Source organism: Micromonospora sp. M71_S20 (assembly GCF_003664255.1).
GTDB lineage: Bacteria > Actinomycetota > Actinomycetes > Mycobacteriales > Micromonosporaceae > Micromonospora.
This window is the reverse complement of the sequence record NZ_RCCV01000002.1, coordinates 804,244-822,657: the sequence shown is the minus strand read 5'-3', so window position 1 is coordinate 822,657 and position 18,414 is coordinate 804,244. Positions and strand designations below refer to the sequence as shown.

Here is an 18,414-nt window from a genome sequence, read left to right as displayed (position 1 = left end):
GGCCCGGGGGTCGGCGGGGAGCAGGTGTGCCGCCCACGGTAGGTCGGGCGGGCGGACCCGAGGTGAACCTCGGTGAACGACGCCGGACGCGGGAGTGAACTTTGCCGGAAGCGAAGGTGATTCATCCCATTTGTAGGGGTTCCCAGGTTAACAATGACCCTACGATCGCCGGGTGGAATGGGCGGTGGCGGTCGCGGTGGCCGTGGGGCTGGCGGTCGGACTGATCGCCGGGGTGCTGCTGCCCCGGTTCGTCCCGGCGCCGGGCGGGCGCGCCACGCGGGCGGGGAGCCGGTCCGGCTTCCCCAACACCTGGGGGAGGCTCCCGATAGCCGAGGATCCGCAGTCCGGCATCGGCCGCCGGACCATCGACTCCCTACGGGCCGGCGTGGTCGTGCTCGATCCCGACGACCTTCCCGTCCTGGTCAACCCGGCCGCCCGCGCGATGGGGCTGCTCCGCACCGGCCCCACCCAGGGCTCGATCGCCGCCCACCCGCTGATCCGTACGCTCGCCGGGCAGGTGCGGCGCACCGGCGTGCGGCGCGAGATCGAGCTGGACCTGCCGCGGGGTCGCGACAACGCCGGGGTGAACCCGCTCGGGGTGCACCTGCGGGCGATGGGGATCGGGGCGGGCTTCATCGCCGTCGAGGCCTCGGACGTGACCGAGTCGCACCGCCTGGCCCGGGTCCGCCGCGACTTCGTCGCCAACGTGAGCCACGAGCTGAAGACCCCCATCGGGGCCCTGCAACTCCTCGCCGAGGCGCTGCTGGACGCCACCGAGCCGGCCGGGGTGGGCGCGCCCGACCTCTCCGAGGACCTCGTCGCCGCCCGTCGGTTCGCCGAGCGCATCCAGCACGAGTCGACCCGGCTGGGCCGCCTGGTGCAGGAGCTGCTGGAGCTGACCCGGCTCCAGGGCGCCGAGCCGCAGCCGCCCCCGGAGCCGGTCGCGATCGACTGGGTGATCGCCGAGGTGATCGACCGGACCCGCACCTCCGCCGCCGCCCGCCGGATCGAGGTGACCGTCGACGCCGAGCGGGGCCTGACCGTCCACGGCAGCGACACCCAGCTCGCCACGGCCGTGTCCAACCTGGTGGAGAACGCCGTCAACTACTCGGGCGAGGACACCACCGTCCGGATCACCGCCCGCGCCACCGACGAACACGTGGAGATCTCCGTCGCCGACCAGGGCATCGGGATCGCCCCGACCGACGTCGACCGGATCTTCGAGCGGTTCTACCGGGCCGACCAGGCCCGGTCCCGGTCGACCGGCGGCACCGGCCTCGGGTTGGCCATCGTCAAACACATCGCCGGCAACCATGGCGGAAGGGTGCAGGTGTCGAGCACTCTTGGTGGTGGATCGACGTTCACCCTCCGGCTGCCCACCCGTCCCCCCGACGAGGCCCTGGCGACACCGCCGTCCGCTGGGATCGAGGCCGGTCCGGCCGAGCTCCGGCAGGCCTGACAGCACATGGAAAGGAAGTCCCGTTGAGCCGCGTTCTGGTGGTCGAGGACGAGGAGTCGTTCTCCGACGCCCTGTCGTACATGCTCCGCAAGGAGGGTTTCGAGGTGTCCGTCGCCGCGACGGGAACCTCCGCCCTCACCGAGTTCGACCGGACCGGCGCCGACATCGTGCTGCTCGACCTGATGCTGCCCGAGATGTCCGGCACCGAGGTGTGCCGGCAGCTGCGGCAGCGCTCGCACGTGCCGATCATCATGGTCACCGCCCGGGACAGTGAGATCGACAAGGTCGTCGGCCTGGAGATCGGCGCCGACGACTACGTGACCAAGCCGTACTCGCCCCGGGAGCTGGTCGCCCGCATCCGCGCGGTGCTGCGGCGGCAGAGCGCCGAGGCCGCCGAGTCGGGCGGGCCGACGCTGGCCGCCGGTCCGGTCCGGATGGACATCGAGCGGCACGTGGTGACCGTCGACGGCGCCCCCGTCCAGCTCCCGCTCAAGGAGTTCGAGCTGCTGGAGCTGCTGCTGCGCAACGCCGGCCGGGTGCTCACCCGGGGCCAGCTCATCGACCGGGTCTGGGGGGCCGACTACGTCGGCGACACCAAGACCCTCGACGTGCACGTCAAGCGGCTGCGCTCCAAGGTCGAGCCGGAGCCGTCCGCGCCGCGCTTCATCGTCACCGTGCGGGGTCTGGGCTACAAGTTCGAGCCCTGATCGGCGCACGCACGACGGGGCCCGCGCCGCGCGCGGGCCCCGTCGTCGTCGGTCGGTCAGGCGCCGTCGGCGGGGTGCGGGGCGACCATGCCCTGCCGCCTGCGCGCCCCGCACACCTCGGCCAGCTTCGCGTACGCGGGGGCGCCGACGAGCGCGGTCAGCTCCGGGCCGTAGGAGACGTACATCGGCTCGCTGCCGACGTGCGCGTCGGTGGAGGAGGTGCACCACCAGTCCAGGTCGTGCCCGCCGGCGCCCCAGCCCCGCCGGTCGAACTCGGAGAGCGTGGAGACCAGCACCTTCGTGTTGTCCGGCCGCTTGACCCACTCCTGGTCGCGGCGGATCGGCAGCTGCCAGCAGACGTCGGGCTTGTATTCCAGCGGGTGCACCCCGTCGCGCAGCGCCTGCGCGTGCAGGGCGCAGCCGCCGCCGGCCGGGAAGTCGGCGTCGTTGAGGAAGACGCACGGCCCGTCCGCCTCCTGGGTGGCGGTGCGGCGGGCGGAGTTCTTGCCGTCGATGGTGTCGTTCTCGGTCCAGTTCTTGAACCCGCGCCGGAAGTGCTGCCACGTCGACGGGGTCAGCCGCTTGACCGCGGCCCGGACCCGCTGCTCGTCCTCGGAGTCGGTGAAGAACGCGCCGTGCGAGCAGCAGCCGTCGGCGGCCCGACCGGCGACGATGCCGTGGCAGCCCCGGCCGAAGATGCACGTCCAACGGGAGAGCAGCCACGTCAGGTCGGCCCGGATGAGGTGGTTGTCGTCCGCCGGGTCGGCGAACTCGATCCACTCCCGGGGAAAGTCCAGGGGCACCTCGCGGCTGCGGGGGTCGTCCGGGTCGTCCACCAGCACACGGAGTTCGATCTGGCCTGTCACCCGGCCCAGCGTACGCCCGGTGCCCCCACCGGTCCGCCGAGCCGCGCAAACCGAGTGGCCCTAGTGTCTTCAGCATGCGACTGGGTGTCCTCGACGTCGGTTCCAACACGGTGCACCTGCTGGTGGTCGACGCCCATCACGGGGCGCACCCCTGGCCGGCGCACTCGGAGAAGGTCGTGCTGCGGCTGGCCGAGCAGATCGGCCCGGACGGCGCGCTCACCGAGGCCGGCGCCGACGGCCTGGTCAAGGCGGTCGGCATGGCAAAGGCGGCGGCCGTGGGGCTGGGCGCCGACGACCTGATCGCGTTCGCCACCTCCGCCGTGCGCGACGCCACCAACGCCGCCGAGGTGCTGGCGCGGGTGCGCGACGAGACCGACGTGCGCCTGGAGGTGCTGCCGGGTGCGGACGAGGCGCGGCTGACCTTCCTCGCGGTGCGGCGCTGGTTCGGCTGGTCGGCGGGCCGGCTGCTGGTGCTGGACATCGGCGGCGGCTCGCTGGAGCTGGCGGCCGGCATCGACGAGGACCCGGCCGTCGCGGTCTCCCTGCCGCTCGGCGCCGGCCGGCTCACCCGCGACCGGCTCCGGGTGGCCCCCGACAGCGCGGCGCCGCCGCCGGCCGAGGCGGTCGACGAGCTGCGGGCGTACGTCGACGGGCTGCTGGAACCGGCCGTCGCGCAGCTGACCGCGGTGGGCTGGGAGCGGCCGGTGGCCACCTCGAAGACGTTCCGGACGCTGGCCCGGCTGGCCGGCGCGGCGCCCTCCGGTGCCGGACTGTGGGCGCCCCGCCGGCTCACCCGCGCCGGGCTGCGGCAGGTGCTCGCCTTCATCCGGCACATCCCGCCGGCCCAGCTCGTCGAGCTGGAGGGGGTCAGCGCCGGCCGGGCCCACCAACTGCTCGCCGGGGCGGTCGTCGCCGAGGCCGTGCTGCGCCAGCTGGACGTGGACGCGCTGGACATCTGCCCCTGGGCGCTGCGCGAGGGCGTGATCCTGCGTCGGCTGGACCAGCTCGGCCCGGTGGGAGCGTGAGGAGTGAGCTTGCGAGCCCCGCAGTCGCGAACGAAGGGCGGACCGGTGTGATTCGCGCGGTTTGCGGTCTCTCGTCACGAGGTGTCGATCGACCCCGGCTACCCTCGATGGTGTGACTTCCCGCGTCCCCGTGCTCCTGTCCACGTCCTCGGTCTTCCCTGAGCGGACCGCGGCGGCGTTCCAGTTGGCCGCCGCGCTCGGCTACGACGGCGTCGAGGTGATGGTCTGGACCGACGCCGTCAGCCAGGACGCCGGCGCGCTGCGCGGGCTCGCCGAGCACTACGGCGTCCCGGTGCTCTCCGTCCACGCGCCCTGCCTGCTGGTCACGCAGCGGGTGTGGAGCCCCGACCCGTGGGAGCGGCTGCGCCGCTCCGCGGAGCTGGCGGCGACGCTCGGGGCGCCCACCGTGGTGGTGCACCCGCCGTTCACCTGGCAGCGCGACTACGCGCGCAACTTCGCCGACGGGCTCGCCGCCATCGCCGCCGACTACCCCGACCTGCGCTTCCCGGTCGAGAACATGTACCCGGTCCGGATGGCGGGGCGGCAGTTCGTGCCGTACGTCCCGGGCTGGGACCCGACCGAGACGGGGTACGCCTCCTACACGCTCGACCTGTCGCACTGCGCCGCCTCGCACACCGACTCGCTGGCGATGGCCGACCGGATGGGCGCCAACCTGGCCCACGTGCACCTCGGCGACGGCACCGGCGAGGGCCGCGACGAGCACCTGGTGCCGGGGCGCGGCACCCAGCCCTGCGGCGAGCTGCTCTCCTCGCTCGCCGGGCGCGGGTTCACCGGCTCGGTCGCCGTGGAGGTCACCACCCGGGGCGCGAAGAGCCGCGCCGTGCGGGAGGCCGACCTGAGGGAGTCGTTGGCGTTCGCCCGCCAGCACCTCGGCACCCCGTCCCCGGTCGACGCCTGAACCCACGCCGAGCCCGGCCGACGGCCGGAGAGGTGACCGCGCCGTCCCCGGTCGACGGCCGGCGGGCCGCCGAGGCGAGCCCGGCCGACGCCGGAGCGTCGGCCGGGCCGGGCGTCAGACGACCGTGCTGAGCGATTCCTTGCTGCTCACGCCGGCCTGCTCGCCGATGGCCGCGCGCTTGCGGGCGCGGTGGGCGGCCACGTGCGAGCGGGTGGCGCAGCGTTCCGAGCAGAACCGCCGGCAGCAGTTGGACGACGTGTCCAGGTAGACGTTGCCGCAGCGCTCGTCGGCACACACCCCGAACCGGGCGCTGCCGTACTCGCAGAGCCAGACCGACAGCCCCCAGGCGGCGCCGGCCAGGTATTCGGCGCTCACCGAGGCGCCCCTGCTGGTCACGTGCATGTGCCAGTCGCTGGAGTCGTGCCCGGAGATGCGGGGCTGCACCGGGAACGCCTCCAGCAGCGCGTTGAGCTCGGTCACCGCCTGGGCGTCCCGCCCGGATGTGCCGTACTCGAAGACGTCGCGCAGTCGCTTCTGCGCCCGCCGGAAGGTGGCGAGGTCGCGCTCCGCCACCTCGTCGCGCATCCACGCGTTGTCGTCGGGAAAGAGGGCCCGGAGGTCGTCGAGGTCGTCCAGGCGGGCGTTGACGAGGTCAACGCCGGTCCGGGCGTACGCGTCGAAGTTCACGCCCACAACCGTAGACGACTCAGGGGATGCGTGGCGCGTCGATGTAGTGCGGCAGGAACCGCGCGTAGCCGTCGGTGATGAGGCTCGTGCTCTCCCGCACCCCCACCCCGGCCGACTCGCCGTCGACGATCCAGCTGCCCAGCACCATCCGGTTGCCGGCGAACTCGGGCAGCGCCCGGAACTCCTGGTAGCACCAGCCCTCGTCGCCGTAGATCCCCGGGTTGGTGATCTCGGTGTCGCCGGTGACGATCCGCACCGAGCCGCCCTCGCGGCCGAGCAGCGGCTTGGCCACGTACTCCGGCATGCCGCGCGGCGAGTCGAGGTACGCCGGCAGCAGCAGCTCGTGGCCGGGGTACAGCTCCCAGAGCACGGCGAGCAGCGCCTTGTTCGACAGCAGCAGCTTCCACGCCGGCTCGATCCAGGTCGTCGGGGTGCCCGGCTCCAGCGCCAGCGGCCCGTACGGCTCGGCGAGCATCCACTCCCAGGGGTAGAGCTTGAAGCAGGTGGTGACCGGCTGGTCGGTCGCGTCGACGAAGCGGCGGCCGTCCCAGCCGAGCCGCTGGATCGGCTGGAGCGTGACCTCCAGCCCGGCCTGGCGGGCGGTCTCGGCGAGGTAGCCGGCGGTCATGTGGTCCTCGCCGGACTCCTCCTCGTTCGACCAGACCACGTGCACCCGGCGGTCGTGCAGCCCCGCGCCGATCTTCGCCCAGGCGCCGACAAGGCGCTCGTGCAGGCTGTTCCACTGGTCCAGCTCCGGCCGGGTGTGCTCCAGCCAGTACCACTGGATGATGCTCGCCTCGACCAGCGCGGTGGGGGTGTCGGCGTTGTACTCCAGCAGCTTCGGCGGCCAGCTGCCGTCGTAGGCGAGGTCGAAGCGCCCGTAGAGGGTGGGCGGCGCCTCGCGCAGCGACCGGGCCACGGCCTCGGCCGCCCAGGCCGGGATGCCGAACTCGGCGTAGCGGTGGCGCGCGACGACGTGTTCGGCGGCGGCGACCGACATCCGGTGCAGCTCCTCGGTCGCCTCCTCCAGCCGCAGCACCTCGTCCAGCTCGAACGCGTACGCGGCGGTCTCGTCCCAGTACGACATGATGCCGCCGTCGGGCAGCTCGGTGTCGACGTACACCAGGCCCTGCAAGCGGATCGTGGCGTCCCAGTCCGGGCGGGGGGTGACCGTCTCGCGGCGCACCTCAGCCGCCGCAGGAGGCGAGGTGGGTGCCGAAGCCGCCGCGGTCGGGCACCGCCGCGGCGGCCGGCTCCGGCGCGGTGCGCCCGGTGGTCACCGTGGGCGCCCGCAGCGCAAGGGCCACCGTCTCGCCGCCGCCCACGGGGCCGAGGGCGCAGTCGTCATCGTCGTCGTCCGAGGACATGTTGCAGCCGGAGAGGGTGAGCGCGAGGACGGTGAGCGCGCCGAGCTGCACGGAGGCCGACCGGAGCCGGCGACGGGGGCGATGTTCCACGTCATCGTTGTAACCGATGGGGTCCACCGCCGTCCGCCCCCGGGCGATGCCTGTGACGGTGTTGGAACCTGGCGACCGAGGCTGCCCCCGCTGCCCCGCGCGGGGCCACCGGCGGGCGTTACGCTCGGCCCATGCTCCGTACCGTCATCCTCGCCGCCTCCCGGTCACCCCAGGTCGAGCGGCTCGTCGCGACGGCCCCGTTCACCCGGGACCTCGTCCGCCGGTTCGTCGCCGGCGCCAAGACCGACGACGCGTTGCGCGCGACCCGCGAACTCGTCGACGACGGTCTCGCGGTCACCCTCGACAACCTCGGCGAGGACACCGTCACCCCCGAGCAGGCCACCGCCACCCGCGACGAGTACGTCGGGCTGCTGAAGCTGCTCTCCGGCGCGGGGCTCACCCCGGCCGCCGAGGTGAGCGTCAAGCTGTCGGCGCTCGGCCAGATGTTCGACGAGCAGCTCGCCTACGACAACGCGCGGGCGATCTGCGCCGCCGCCGAGGAGGCGGGCACCACGGTCACCCTGGACATGGAGGACCACACCACCACCGACTCGACGCTGGACATCCTCGCCAAGCTGCGCAAGGACCACCCGTCGACCGGCGCCGTGCTCCAGGCGTACCTGCGGCGCACCGAGTCGGACTGCCGCGAGCTGGCCACGGCCGGCTCCCGGGTGCGGCTGTGCAAGGGCGCTTACAAGGAGCCGGAGTCGGTGGCCTACCAGTCCGCGCGCGAGGTGGACAAGTCCTACGTGCGCTGCATGAACATCCTCATGTCCGGCGACGGCTACCCGATGCTGGCCACCCACGACCCCCGCCTGATCGCCATCGGGGAGGACCGGGCCCGCTGGTTCGACCGCGGCCCCGAGCGGTTCGAGTTCCAGATGCTGTACGGCATCCGCCCGGAGGAGCAGGCCCGGCTGGCCGGCGAGGGCTACACCGTGCGGGTCTACCTGCCCTACGGCGAGGACTGGTACGGCTACCTGATGCGCCGGCTCGCCGAGCGCCCGGCCAACCTCATGTTCTTCGGCCGGGCCGTGATGTCGAAGAAGTGAGTCGGTCGTTCGACCAGCCCCGGGTGCTCAGCACCAGGCGGTAGCCGTCCGGATCGGCCACCGTCACCCCCCAGCGGTCCCAGTACGGGCCGGCGGAGACCCTCGTCCCGCCGGCCCGTTCCAGTTCCCGGACCAGCTCGTCGTCGACGGGGCCGTCGAGGTAGAGCACCAGCAGGTCCGCAGGCGACGGCGCGACGGCGAGCTGTTCCCCGCCGACGAGTTCCAGGTGCCAGTGCTCGCCCGGCCAGCCGACCATGAGCAGGTCGTGCTCGCCCGGCACCTTGGCGGCGGCGCGCCAGAGCACGTCGAGGCCGAGCCCACCGACCCAGAAGCGTTCGGCGGCCGCCAGGTCGCGGCTCGGTCGGGCGATGCGCAGGTGCGGGGCGGTGGCGCGGGTGAGTGGCATGAGCGGATCGTGCGACCTGAAGCCGGCGTGAGGTCAACCCCTTGACCGCGTTGGCTAATTGCCTTAGCTTTCTGGTTATGGCAGTTAGCTACGTGGAGCGCGCCAGCGGACGCATCGCCTACGAGGTGCACGGGCGGGGGCCGCTCGTGGTCCTCTCGCACGGCATGGGGGAGAACCGTGGCTCCTTCCGCCACCTGGTTCCGCTGCTCGTCGCGGCCGGGCACCAGGTGGCGTCGGTGGACGTCCGGGGGCACGGCTCGTCCACCGCCGGCTGGCCGTCGTACGCCCCGGCGGAGGTCGGTGCCGACCTGCTCGCGGTGGTCCGCGACCTCGGCGGCGGGCCGGCCACCCTGGTGGGCAGCTCGTCCAGCGCGGCGGCCGTGGTGTTCGCCGCCGCCGACGGTCCCGCGCTGGTCGACGGCATCGTCCAGGTCGCCCCGTTCGTCGAGGAGCCGAAGCTCAACCCGGTCACGCGGGTGGTCCAGACCGCCGTGCTGCGCAGCCCCCGGATCTTCGGGCTGTTCCACCGCACGCTCTTCCCGTGCGACCGGCCGGCCGACGACGCGGCGTACCGCAGGGCGATGGTCGCCAACCTGCGCGAGCCCGGCCGGATGGCGGCGATGCGCGGCGTGCTCGCGCCGGCCGAGCCGCACTGGACAGCCCGCGCCCGCGAGGTCCGGCAGCCGGTGCTGGTGCTGATGGGCACGAGGGACCCGGACTTCCCCGACCCGGGCGCCGGGGCGCGGGCGGCCCGCCGGCTGTTCGCCACCGCCGAGGCGCGGATGATCGACGACTCCGGCCACTACCCCCACGCCGACCAGCCGGCCCGCACCGCCGCCCAGCTCACCGAGTTCCTGGCGGTCACCGGTGCCTAGGGCCGGGCTGACCCAGGGCAGCGTGGTGCGCGAGGCGGCCCGGCTCGCCGACGAGGTCGGCGCCGACCAGCTCACCCTCGCCGCGCTGGCCGGCCGGCTCGGCGTCGCGCTGCCCAGCCTCTACAAGCACGTCCGGGGGGCAGACGCGCTCGCCCAGAAGCTCTCCGCGCTGGCCACCGCCGAACTCGCCGACGAACTGACCGCCGCCGTCGCCGGCCGGGCCGGCGGGGAGGCGCTGCGGGCCGTCGCCGCCGCCTACCGGGCGTACGCCCACCGGCACCCCGGTCGCTACCCGGCCACCCAACGGGTGCCGGACCCGACCGACCCGGAACACGTCATCGCTGGCGAGCGGGCCGTCGGGGCGATCCGGGCCACCCTGCGGGGCTACGGGCTCGACGGCGACGACGCCCTCGACGCGACCCGGATGCTGCGCAGCACCCTGCACGGATTCGTCTCGCTGGAGGCGGCCGGCGGGTTCGGGCTGCCCCGCGCCGTCGACGCCTCCTTCGACAACCTGGTCGCCGCGCTGGACGTCGCGTTCCGGTCCTGGCCCCGGCGGTAAGGCCGGTGAAGGCCCTGGGACTGCTGCTGCTCTTCCTGCTGGAACTGGCCGTGCTGGCCGTCGGCGGCTGGTGGGGCTGGACCCTGGACGCGGCGACGCCCGTCCGGGTGGGCGCCGCCGGCGCCGTGCCGCTGCTGCTCGCCGCGCTCTGGGGCGTCCTCGGCTCGCCGAAGGCCCGCGTGCCGCTGCCGGCGGCGGGCAAGCACGCGTTCCAGGCCGCCTGGTTCGTGGCGGGTGGCGGGATGCTCGCCCTGCGCGGGCTGCCGCTGGCCGGGGTTGCGCTGGTCGTGGCGTGGGCGGTCACCGTCACCCTGCTCCGCCTGACGGGCCGCCCCGCCTGAACACCCGGGGGCTGCCGGGCGGCGTGGCTCGCCGGGCCGTGGTCGCCGGGGCGGCCCGATGGTCGTACCCTTCGGCGGGTGACTGACGGGCAGCCCGGAACGGACGGCCGACCGGTGACGGACGGCACGCCGGCCACCGCGACAGCAAGGGCCGAGCCGCCTGACCGGGCCGAGCCCGCTGACGGCGCCGAGCCCACTGACCGCGCGGAGCCCACTGTCGAGGCTGAGCCGGCTGACGGCGCTGAGTCGGCTGTCGAGGCTGAGCCCGCTGACCGCGCGGAGCCCACTGTCGAGGCCGAGCCGGCTGATGGCGCCGAACCCACTGTCGAGGCCGATCCCGTTGACCGGGCGGAGCCCACTGTCGAGGCCGAGCCGGCTGACGAGGCCGAGCCAGCCGATGAGGTCGAGCCCGCCGAGAGAGCCGAGCCCGCCGCGCCGCTCGCGCCGGCGGTTGTGGGCGCGCCGCTCGTGCCGTCCGTTGTGAGTGCGCCGGCCGTACCGACTGCTGCTGCCGGCGGGCCGGCGGCTCCCGGCGTGCCGGGTGTCGCGGCGGCCGGGCCCGGGCCCGGCGGGCCCGTTCCGGCAGCGGTGGGCCCCGAGCGGCCGTCGCGGCGGCTCCGGCCGCTCGGGGTGGCGCTGGCGGTGGTCGTGCTGCTGCTGGCCTGCGGCCTGCCCGCGGCGCTGGTGGCTGGCCTAATGCGTGCCGGTGACCCGCCGGCCCCGGGGGCGTCCGCCGCGCCGGCCGACGACCCCGCCACCGCGGCCGCCCGCCGGCTCGGCGAGCGTATGACGGCGGAGCTGGCCCGGCAGTCCGCCGCCCTGCTCGGCGGCGACCGCGCCGGGTTCCTGGCGGTCGCGGAGCCGGTCGCGCATCCGGACCTGCGCCGCCGGTACGCCGCGCTGCGCGCGCTGCGCGTGACCGCCTGGCAGGCCGGCGCCAACGGCCTGCCCACCCCGGTGGCGGGCCGGCCCGGCGAGTGGCGGTTGCTGGTCGAGTTCCGCTACTGCTTCGTCACGCCGGACTGCCGCACCAGCCGGGTGCTGACCGGCACCCGTTGGCGGGAGGGGGAGCGGCCCCGGCTGCTCGCCGTGGAGCCGTCCCGGTCCGCCGAGACCGGCACCCGGCCCTGGGAGGTCAGCGAGCTGGCCGTGGCCGTCGGTCGGCGTACGCTCGTGGCCACCACTCCCGCCCGGCGCAAGGAACTGCCCGGCCTGCTGGCCCAGGCGGAGGCCGCCGCCCGGGTCGCCGACACGTACGCCGTGGACGGCCGCGCGCCGGACCGGTACCGGATCTTCTACGCGGGCCGGGGCGAGTGGCAGCGCTGGTACGGCGGCGGCCGGCCGAAGTGGACCGGCGGGTACGCGGTCACGGTCGGCGGCGGCCACCACGAGGTGGTGCTCAACGCCGACGGGCTCGTCGCCGGTGGGGTGGACGACCTGCTCCGGCACGAGCTGACCCACGCCGCCTCCCTGCCCGAGCGGGGCTACCCGGGCAAGGGCACCTGGTGGCTGGTGGAGGGGCTGGCCGAGTACGCGGGCGCCGACGGCGAGCCGATCGACCGATACGCCGGGCTGGACGAGGTGCGGCGCCTGCTCGGCGGCGGCTGGGACGGCCGGCTCGACAGCCTCAGCCCGGCCGACGACGCCCCGGCCGACCGGGTCAGCGGCAGCTACGGGGTCTCCTACCTGGCGGTCCGGCACCTGGTCGACCGGTTCGGCCCGGAGCGGCTGCTCGCCTTCTTCGCGGCCGTGGTGCACGAGCGCACGCCGGTGGACCAGGCGGCCGAGCGGGTCCTCGGCGAACCCTGGTCCGCCCTGCACGACGAGTGCGTCGGGTACGTCCGGGCCGTGGTCAGCTGACGCGCCGGGCGGCGCGGTGGGTCCCGCTGGCGCCGGCCCGGGCAGCCCCCGGCATTCATGATCGACCGCTGTCGGGCCGCGTCGGGCGACCTGACACACTGGTGCCCGCTCCCAGCGCGGAGCCCCGGTCCGCGTCCGGAAGCGGCCCGGGGCACCCGCCCGGTGGCTCCGGTGGCGCCGCCGGAGCCACCGGGCGCCTTCCGCGCGGCGGCCCGGCGCCGAACCGTCGGGGCGTCCAGGGGCGTCGGGCAGCGGTCTCGACCGCCCCGGACCGGGCGGAGTTCCGGATGAGGACCGATCGGACGCCGGGCGCAACAGGTTCGACAACGAACCGACCGGTCGGGTGGACACCGGCGAGAATCATGATCAGTTGTACGAAGGGATCGCGCCGGTCACAGCCGTCCCGCTACCGTACTGGTAACACGCGCGTCGCCGGTCCGGGCGGGACGAACCCGTCCGGTGGCACGCGCCGGGCATGGGATTGGTCGGTGAGCCATGGCCGGGTCGCAGTCCGACGGACGGCTGTCGGAGGTCAAGTTCCTCACCGTCGCCGAGGTGGCGACGGTGATGCGGGTGTCGAAGATGACGGTCTACCGCCTGGTGCACAGCGGTGAGCTCACCGCGGTCCGGGTCGGCCGGTCGTTCCGGGTGCCCGAACACGCGGTGCACGAATACCTGCGGGGCGCCTTTCAGGAGACCGCCTGACCCTCCCGCGGGCCGTCGTCCGAGCACGACGTAACGGGCATCGACGGGGGCGCGTTGGTCCTGCTGACGCTCTCCGGCTACCCTGGACCCCGACCGTGACCGCAGGTGCGCCCTGCCGCTTACCCCGCTGGCCCGGTCCGTTGTCCGCAAGCGGTCGCCGACGCCACACCGTGGCGTCATCCGGTCGCCCCGCACGTTGCATCGAAAGGCTTTCGTATGGGCTCGGTGGTCAAGAAGCGCCGCAAGCGCATGGCTAAGAAGAAGCACCGCAAGCTGCTGCGCAAGACCCGCGTCCAGCGTCGCCGTCTCGGCAAGTGACCGGGGCCGGGTCCCGACCCGGCTCCCGTCGTCACTTGCCAACTGTCGACCCTCGGAGGCTCAGGTGATCACGCCGCGGATTTCCCGGTTCGATCCCTCCTGCCGGGGAAGGTGCGCGACATGACCCCCGGTGGCACCCCAGGTGCCCCGGGGGTCGTCGTCGTCACCGGGGTCAGCCGCTACCTCGGCGCGCACGTCGCCGCCCGGCTCGCGGCCGACCCCCGCATCGAGCGGGTCATCGGCGTGGACCAGCCCGAGCCCGGCGCCGAGTTCTCCGACCTGCTCGACCGGGTCGAGCGCGTCCGCATCGACGCCGGCTCGCTCGGCGGCCTCCTCGCCGACCTCGACGTCGACGCGGTGGTCCACCTCGCCCTGGTCACCTCGCCGGACCCGCAGCACGGCGGGCGCGCGGCGATGAAGGACCAGAACGTCATTGGCACGATGCAGCTCCTCGCCGCCTGCCAGCGCGCCCCCCGCCTGCGCAAGCTCGTGGTGCGCTCCTCGACGGCCGCCTACGGGGCGTCGTTCCGCGACCCGGCCGTCTTCACCGAGGAGACCGAGCCGCGCGAGGTGCCACGCGGTGGGTTCGGCCGCGACATCCTCGACATCGAGGGGTACGTCCGCGGCTTCCGCCGCCGCCGGCCCGACGTCACCGCGACCGTGCTGCGCTTCGCGCCTTTCATCGGCTCGACCGCCGACACCACCCTCACCCGCTACTTCTCCCGGCCGGTGGTGCCCACCGTCTTCGGGCGGGACCCCCGATTGCAGTTCCTGCACTTCGACGACGCGCTGGAGGTGCTGCACCGGTCGATCGTGGAGGACCACCCGGGGACGTACAACGTGGCCGGGCCGGGCGTGCTCTCCCTGTCGCAGGCGATCCGCCGGGCCGGCCGGGTGGCCGTGCCGGTGCTGGAGCCCGGCCTCTCCAGTGCCGCCGCGATCGCCCGCAACCTCGGCTTCGGCCGCTACGGCCTGGACCAGGTCGACCTCTTCGTGCACGGCCGGGTCGTCGACACCAGCCGGCTGGAGCGGGAGTACGGCTTCACGCCCCGCTCCACCGCCGCCGCCTTCGACGACTTCATCCGCGCCCACTACGGCGGTGTCGTGGTGAACCGGGACCAGCTGGCCGTCGCGGAGCAGCTCGTGCTGGACGGGATCCGGCAGGTCCGGGCGGCCGTGCGGGAGGGCTCGTGAACGGGCCGGAGGAGCGGCGCGACGGCCGCTACGACGTACCGCTGACCGTGGTTGCGCCGGACGCGGAGCCCGCGCGGGCGAACGGACACCACCCCGGCACGCCCGACGAGCCCGACACGTCCGCCACCGACGAGGCGGTCGCGGGCGACGTGCCGGCCACCGTCGACGAGCCCGACCCCGGGGCCACCGGCGAGCCGGCCACCGTGGCGGGCGGGGCGCCGGGCGGCACGGGACCCAACGGGCCGGCGGTGCCGGACCGGCCCGGCGACCACTGGGACCGCAAGGTCGCCAGGGGCCTGGCGTTCCTGCGTCGTCGGCTCTCCGGCGACTACGAGGTCGACGAGTTCGGCTTCGATCCCGAGATCACCGAGGCGGTCTTCCACCCGCTGCTGCGGATGCTCTACCGGGACTGGTTCCGCACCGAGGTCACCGGCCTGGAGCACGTGCCCGCCGAGGGCGCCGGTCTGGTGGTGGGCAACCACTCCGGCACCGTGGCGCTGGACGCGCTGATCCTCTCGGCCGCGCTGCACGACCAGCACCCGGCCCGCCGCTACCTGCGGCTGCTCGGCGCCGACCTGGTCTTCCGGATGCCGGTGGTCTCCGAGCTCGCCCGCAAGACCGGCGGGACGGTCGCCTGCAACCCGGACGCCGAGCGGCTGCTCGGCAACGGCGAGCTGGTCGGCGTCTTCCCCGAGGGCTTCAAGGGCATCGGCAAGCTCTACTCCGAGCGCTACAAGCTGCAACGCTTCGGCCGGGGCGGGTTCGTCTCGGCGGCGCTGCGCACCGGCACGCCGATCGTGCCGGTCGCCATCGTCGGCGGCGAGGAGATCTATCCGATGCTCGCCGACATCAAGCCCCTGGCGCGGCTGCTCAAGCTGCCCTACTTCCCGGTCACGCCGACCTTCCCCCTGCTGGGGCCGCTCGGCATGGTGCCGCTGCCGAGCAAGTGGCTGATCGAGTTCTGCCCGCCGATCCCCACCGCGCACCTGATCGACTCCGCCGACGACCCGCTGGTCGTGTTCAACCTCGCGGACCAGGTGCGGGAGACCATCCAGCAGACCCTGCACCAGTTGCTGGAGCGGCGCCCCGACCCGTTCGGCCCCTAGGTCCCGTCTCGCGGATCCCGGTCGTCGGGGACGGCGCGTAGCCGGACGCTGCCCGTACTGGTCGCAGCGCTGCTGCCCCGGCGCCTGCCCGGCACACCTCGATCCGGACCTTGGTGTGGCTGCTCTCACTGCCGGGCGGCCGTGGAGGCAGCCCGTGACACAGTTGGTTCGCATACGCCCAGCCTGCGGGCGTGCCGAGCGAGGTGGGCCGACCGAGAGGCGCCACCGGTGGCGGAAGGACTGAGACGGTGACCGCAGACGACGCCGGACGGGCGGCTCGCGACGAGGCCGCCCGAGCCGAGTACCAACGTCTTCGGGAGCGCGGGGAGGCGTGGCGTCTGATGCGCACCGTCGACGGGGAGTTGACCCTGTACCGGCCGGAGGAGGTCGGCTTCGTCGGGGGCGGACCAGGCGTCATGGTGCGTACCGTGGGCGGGCTGCGAGTCCTCGCCGTCGTGTTCACCGCGTTCACCGTGATCCTGGCGCTGACGTTGCCCATCTCGTGGGCGCAGGGCCGGCCCTTCTGGGGAGCCGTCCCGCTGGCGCTGGTTTCGGCTGCGTTCACCTGGTACGCCGTGGCCATCATCCGCAAGGAGAGGCGGGCGGTCGAGCTGCGGCGCCAGCGCGGCGTTCCGGCCCCGGCCCGCTACCCGTACTGAGGCGGGTCGAGGCGTCCGCACCGGGTCGGCCCGGACACGGCCCGCTCAGCCGTCGCGGCGGCGACGGTGCAGCGCCAGCCCGGCGCCGACCGCCCCGGCGATCAGGCCGGCCGCCGCGGTGGACGGTACGGCGATCTTGACGGCGCGGCGGCCGGTGCGGAAGTCGCGGACGTCCCAGCCGCGCTGCCGGGCCTCCTTGAACAGGGCCGCGTCCGGGTTCACCGCCACGCCCCGGCCCACCATGGAGAGCATCGGCAGGTCGTTGCACGAGTCGCTGTAGGCGGTGCAACGGCGCAGGTCCAGCCCTTCGACGGCGGCGAGCTGGGTGACCGCCTCCGCCTTGGCCGGGCCGTGCATCAGGTCGCCGACCAGCCGGCCGGTGTACGCGCCGTCGACGATCTCGGCGACCGTGCCGACCGCGCCGGTCAGGCCCAGCCGTGCGGCGATCACCCGGCCGATCTCCACCGGCGCGGCGCTGACCAGCCAGACCCGCTCGCCGGCGTCCAGGTGACGCTGGGCGAGCTGGCGGGTGCCGGCCCAGATCCGGGGCGCCATCAGCTCGTCGAAGATCTCCTCCGCGAGGCGCTCCACGTCGTCCACCCGCCAGCCCTCGACGAAGGCGAGGGCGGCCTCCTTGGCCTGCGACATGTCGCCGGCGTGCTCGGTGGCGAGCAGCCGGAACCGCAGCTGCTGCCAGGCGAACCGGGCCAGGTCCGTGGTGGTGAAGTAGTCGCGCGCGGCGAGGCCCCGGGCGAACCAGTAGATCGACGCGCCCCGCATCATCGTGTTGTCGACGTCGAAGAAGGCCGCCGCGGTCGGATCGGGTTCCGGGGGAGCGAGGGGCGCGAAGTCGGTCTCCGCCCAGCCGGCGGTGTGACCGTGGGCGTCGGTGCTGACGGTCACCTTGCGGCTGCGGGCCACGCGACCTCCCTCCGCTGGACCGGCGCGACGTGTGCTTCCGCGAGGGTAGCCGGGTGCGCGTGGCGGACGGCCGCCCACGGGGAGAAGTGTGGCGCGGACGTCTCGGCCGGTTCGGCCGAGACCGGGTCAGCGGTCGCCGGGGCAGGCGGCCGGGGCCGGGCCGAGGGCGTCGCTGCCGACGGGCGCGGACCGGCCGCAGGCGATCGCCGCCCGCAGCGCGTCGGAGCGCTTGCGGGCCGCGTCGAGCAGGGCGAGCGAGCGGCGGGTCCGGTCGCGCTCGGCCCGGCTGGCGTCGTCGAGGAGCCCGCCGACCGCCCGGCGCTGGCCGGTGAGGAAGGAGTTGACCGCGTCCAGGGCCGCCGGGTCCGAGCGCTGCGTCGCGGCGGTGGTCAGCAGGCGTACGCCCTGGCGGGTGTCGGCGTCCATGTCGTCCAGCACCGCGCTGAAGCCGTCCTCGTCCCCGCGCAGCGCGGCCGCCTCGGCGAGCCGGGTACGGGCGAAGTCCAGGAACAGCTGGCCCCGGCTGACGTCCGAGCTGGCCAGCGCGAGCTGGGCGCGTTCGGTGGAGCGCTTCATGCCGTACAGCGCGTCACCGGGTACGGCGTTCTCGCTGGCGGCCGAGATCCCCGAGAGGGCGACGGCGCCGGCCGCGACGCCGACCAGGATGGCGCCCCGGGCGCGGGCCCGGCGGGCGGTCACCGCCGGCAGCAGCCGGTTGCGGCCGGCGTCGGCGGCGGAGCGCCGGGACGACGGCTCGGCGGTGACGGCGGCCGGGGCACCGATGCCCTCGCGCTCGGCCGTGGCCAGCAGCATGGCCCGCAGTCCCGTCCGGAACTCCGGGTCCACCTCCACGGCGGGCGGGGCGGCGGGCAGCCGCTGACCCACCGCGACGAGCGCGGCCAACTGGTCGTCGGCCCGGGAACGGACGTGGTGTCGCCGGCCCCCGTTGGCCTCGTCGAGAAGCTGCGCGAAGCGCTCCGCGCGCCGACGGGAGAAGAGGTTGCTGTCCACCGCGGGCACCTCCTCTCGCTGGTCGCGGCCGGTCGGCCGCTGTCTTCGACAGCGACCGGTGACGGCGTGACACCACGGACGAAGGTCGTGGCCGGCCGCGCTGCCGGGCCTCGGGGGCCCGGGGGATGCCGGGGCCACCACCGGTCGCACCCGGAGAAACGGTCCGCACCGGACATGGGTTACGGGGCCGGCGGAGGCGAAATCACGCAAAGTGATCGCTGTCACGGGGGTGCGACGGCACGGAGCTGCGCGTACATCGATCGATGCACGGCGTTCCTTCGGCC

At 74.5% G+C, this 18,414-nt stretch carries 21 protein-coding genes and 1 pseudogene; 15 read left to right on the top strand and 7 right to left on the bottom strand.

What is annotated here, in order from left to right:
• Positions 1-172: 172 nt before the first annotated feature.
• Together DER29_RS24705 and DER29_RS24700 are read left to right on the top strand one after the other, a co-directional pair.
• Positions 173-1,459 carry a cell wall metabolism sensor histidine kinase WalK gene (locus tag DER29_RS24705; RefSeq protein WP_121399997.1) on the top strand — a complete coding sequence of 429 codons (1,287 nt, stop codon included), beginning with the start codon at positions 173-175 and terminating at the stop codon, positions 1,457-1,459.
• Positions 1,460-1,482: 23 nt separating this feature from the next.
• Positions 1,483-2,166: a response regulator transcription factor gene (locus tag DER29_RS24700; protein ID WP_088998216.1), complete on the top strand. Its 684-nt coding sequence runs from the start codon at positions 1,483-1,485 to the stop codon at positions 2,164-2,166.
• Between the two features lie 56 nt (positions 2,167-2,222).
• Here DER29_RS24700 and DER29_RS24695 read toward each other — a convergent pair whose 3' ends face one another.
• Complete coding sequence (locus tag DER29_RS24695; RefSeq protein ID WP_121399996.1) at positions 2,223-3,032, bottom strand: hypothetical protein; 810 nt, start codon at positions 3,030-3,032, stop codon at positions 2,223-2,225.
• Between the two features lie 74 nt (positions 3,033-3,106).
• On the opposite strand from DER29_RS24695, the gene DER29_RS24690 reads away from it, so the two are divergent.
• A complete protein-coding gene (locus tag DER29_RS24690; protein ID WP_121399995.1) occupies positions 3,107-4,057 on the top strand; it encodes a Ppx/GppA phosphatase family protein in 951 nt (316 codons plus the stop codon).
• Positions 4,058-4,169: 112 nt separating this feature from the next.
• Entirely contained in the window at positions 4,170-4,976 is an 807-nt protein-coding gene (locus tag DER29_RS24685) for a sugar phosphate isomerase/epimerase (RefSeq protein ID WP_199729520.1), read from the top strand.
• A 114-nt stretch (positions 4,977-5,090) separates the two neighbouring features.
• On the opposite strand, the gene DER29_RS24680 is transcribed toward DER29_RS24685, so the two are convergent.
• From DER29_RS24680 to DER29_RS24670, 3 genes are read right to left on the bottom strand one after another with little or no spacing between them, the layout of a single operon-like run.
• A complete protein-coding gene (locus tag DER29_RS24680) occupies positions 5,091-5,663 on the bottom strand; it encodes a CGNR zinc finger domain-containing protein (protein ID WP_121400170.1) in 573 nt (190 codons plus the stop codon).
• 19 nt (positions 5,664-5,682) lie between these two features.
• Entirely contained in the window at positions 5,683-6,849 is a 1,167-nt protein-coding gene (locus tag DER29_RS24675; protein WP_121399993.1) for a glutathionylspermidine synthase family protein, read from the bottom strand.
• A 1-nt stretch (position 6,850) separates the two neighbouring features.
• Positions 6,851-7,120 (bottom strand): hypothetical protein, encoded by a 270-nt coding sequence (locus DER29_RS24670; protein ID WP_233600126.1) that lies wholly within the window; start codon positions 7,118-7,120, stop codon positions 6,851-6,853.
• Between the two features lie 131 nt (positions 7,121-7,251).
• On the opposite strand from DER29_RS24670, the gene DER29_RS24665 reads away from it, so the two are divergent.
• Complete coding sequence (locus tag DER29_RS24665; RefSeq protein WP_121399992.1) at positions 7,252-8,172, top strand: proline dehydrogenase family protein; 921 nt, start codon at positions 7,252-7,254, stop codon at positions 8,170-8,172.
• On the opposite strand, the gene DER29_RS24660 is transcribed toward DER29_RS24665, so the two are convergent.
• Positions 8,135-8,578, bottom strand: a complete 444-nt coding sequence (locus DER29_RS24660; RefSeq protein WP_121399991.1) for a VOC family protein — start codon at positions 8,576-8,578, stop codon at positions 8,135-8,137. The genes DER29_RS24665 and DER29_RS24660 overlap by 38 nt on opposite strands.
• 77 nt (positions 8,579-8,655) lie before the next feature.
• Here DER29_RS24660 and DER29_RS24655 point away from each other — a divergent pair, with 77 nt between their 5' ends.
• From DER29_RS24655 to DER29_RS24615, 10 genes and pseudogenes are all read left to right on the top strand, one after another.
• Positions 8,656-9,453, top strand: a complete 798-nt coding sequence (locus tag DER29_RS24655) for an alpha/beta fold hydrolase (protein ID WP_121399990.1) — start codon at positions 8,656-8,658, stop codon at positions 9,451-9,453.
• Positions 9,446-10,015: a TetR/AcrR family transcriptional regulator gene (locus tag DER29_RS24650; RefSeq protein WP_121399989.1), complete on the top strand. Its 570-nt coding sequence runs from the start codon at positions 9,446-9,448 to the stop codon at positions 10,013-10,015. The genes DER29_RS24655 and DER29_RS24650 overlap by 8 nt, the downstream gene beginning before the upstream one ends.
• Before the next feature lie 5 nt (positions 10,016-10,020).
• A complete protein-coding gene (locus DER29_RS24645; RefSeq protein WP_121399988.1) occupies positions 10,021-10,356 on the top strand; it encodes a YrdB family protein in 336 nt (111 codons plus the stop codon).
• Positions 10,357-10,944: 588 nt separating this feature from the next.
• Entirely contained in the window at positions 10,945-12,216 is a 1,272-nt protein-coding gene (locus DER29_RS24640) for a hypothetical protein (RefSeq protein WP_121399987.1), read from the top strand.
• Positions 12,217-12,266: 50 nt separating this feature from the next.
• Positions 12,267-12,437, top strand: a pseudogene (locus DER29_RS36345) (ABC transporter ATP-binding protein); the annotation flags it as partial.
• Positions 12,438-12,711: 274 nt separating this feature from the next.
• Positions 12,712-12,921 (top strand): helix-turn-helix domain-containing protein, encoded by a 210-nt coding sequence (locus DER29_RS24635; protein ID WP_007465625.1) that lies wholly within the window; start codon positions 12,712-12,714, stop codon positions 12,919-12,921.
• Between the two features lie 216 nt (positions 12,922-13,137).
• Complete coding sequence (locus DER29_RS24630) at positions 13,138-13,239, top strand: 30S ribosomal protein bS22 (RefSeq protein WP_007465623.1); 102 nt, start codon at positions 13,138-13,140, stop codon at positions 13,237-13,239.
• Positions 13,240-13,359: 120 nt separating this feature from the next.
• Positions 13,360-14,433, top strand: coding sequence for an NAD-dependent epimerase/dehydratase family protein (locus tag DER29_RS24625; protein ID WP_121399986.1), 1,074 nt, complete (start codon positions 13,360-13,362; stop codon positions 14,431-14,433).
• Between the two features lie 203 nt (positions 14,434-14,636).
• On the top strand, positions 14,637-15,539 hold the full coding sequence (locus tag DER29_RS24620) for a lysophospholipid acyltransferase family protein (RefSeq protein ID WP_121400168.1): 903 nt from the start codon (positions 14,637-14,639) through the stop codon (positions 15,537-15,539).
• 248 nt (positions 15,540-15,787) lie between these two features.
• Positions 15,788-16,198: a hypothetical protein gene (locus DER29_RS24615; protein WP_121399985.1), complete on the top strand. Its 411-nt coding sequence runs from the start codon at positions 15,788-15,790 to the stop codon at positions 16,196-16,198.
• Between the two features lie 45 nt (positions 16,199-16,243).
• On the opposite strand, the gene DER29_RS24610 is transcribed toward DER29_RS24615, so the two are convergent.
• Both DER29_RS24610 and DER29_RS24605 read right to left on the bottom strand, forming a co-directional pair.
• Positions 16,244-17,119: an HAD family phosphatase gene (locus tag DER29_RS24610; RefSeq protein WP_121399984.1), complete on the bottom strand. Its 876-nt coding sequence runs from the start codon at positions 17,117-17,119 to the stop codon at positions 16,244-16,246.
• A gap of 126 nt (positions 17,120-17,245) precedes the next feature.
• Positions 17,246-18,130, bottom strand: coding sequence for a DUF5667 domain-containing protein (locus DER29_RS24605; protein ID WP_121399983.1), 885 nt, complete (start codon positions 18,128-18,130; stop codon positions 17,246-17,248).
• Between the last annotated feature and the right edge of the window lie 284 nt (positions 18,131-18,414).

Excerpts from the sequence above, each read along its gene's own strand:
- DER29_RS24660 (WP_121399991.1), bottom strand. The coding sequence starts at position 8,578 with ATGCCACTCACCCGCGCCACCGCCCCGCACCTGCGCATCGCCCGACCG.
- DER29_RS24665 (WP_121399992.1), top strand. The coding sequence starts at position 7,252 with ATGCTCCGTACCGTCATCCTCGCCGCCTCCCGGTCACCCCAGGTCGAG.
- DER29_RS24690 (WP_121399995.1), top strand. The coding sequence starts at position 3,107 with ATGCGACTGGGTGTCCTCGACGTCGGTTCCAACACGGTGCACCTGCTG.
- DER29_RS24625 (WP_121399986.1), top strand. The coding sequence starts at position 13,360 with ATGACCCCCGGTGGCACCCCAGGTGCCCCGGGGGTCGTCGTCGTCACC.
- DER29_RS24635 (WP_007465625.1), top strand. The coding sequence starts at position 12,712 with ATGGCCGGGTCGCAGTCCGACGGACGGCTGTCGGAGGTCAAGTTCCTC.
- DER29_RS24630 (WP_007465623.1), top strand. The coding sequence starts at position 13,138 with ATGGGCTCGGTGGTCAAGAAGCGCCGCAAGCGCATGGCTAAGAAGAAG.
- DER29_RS24655 (WP_121399990.1), top strand. The coding sequence starts at position 8,656 with ATGGCAGTTAGCTACGTGGAGCGCGCCAGCGGACGCATCGCCTACGAG.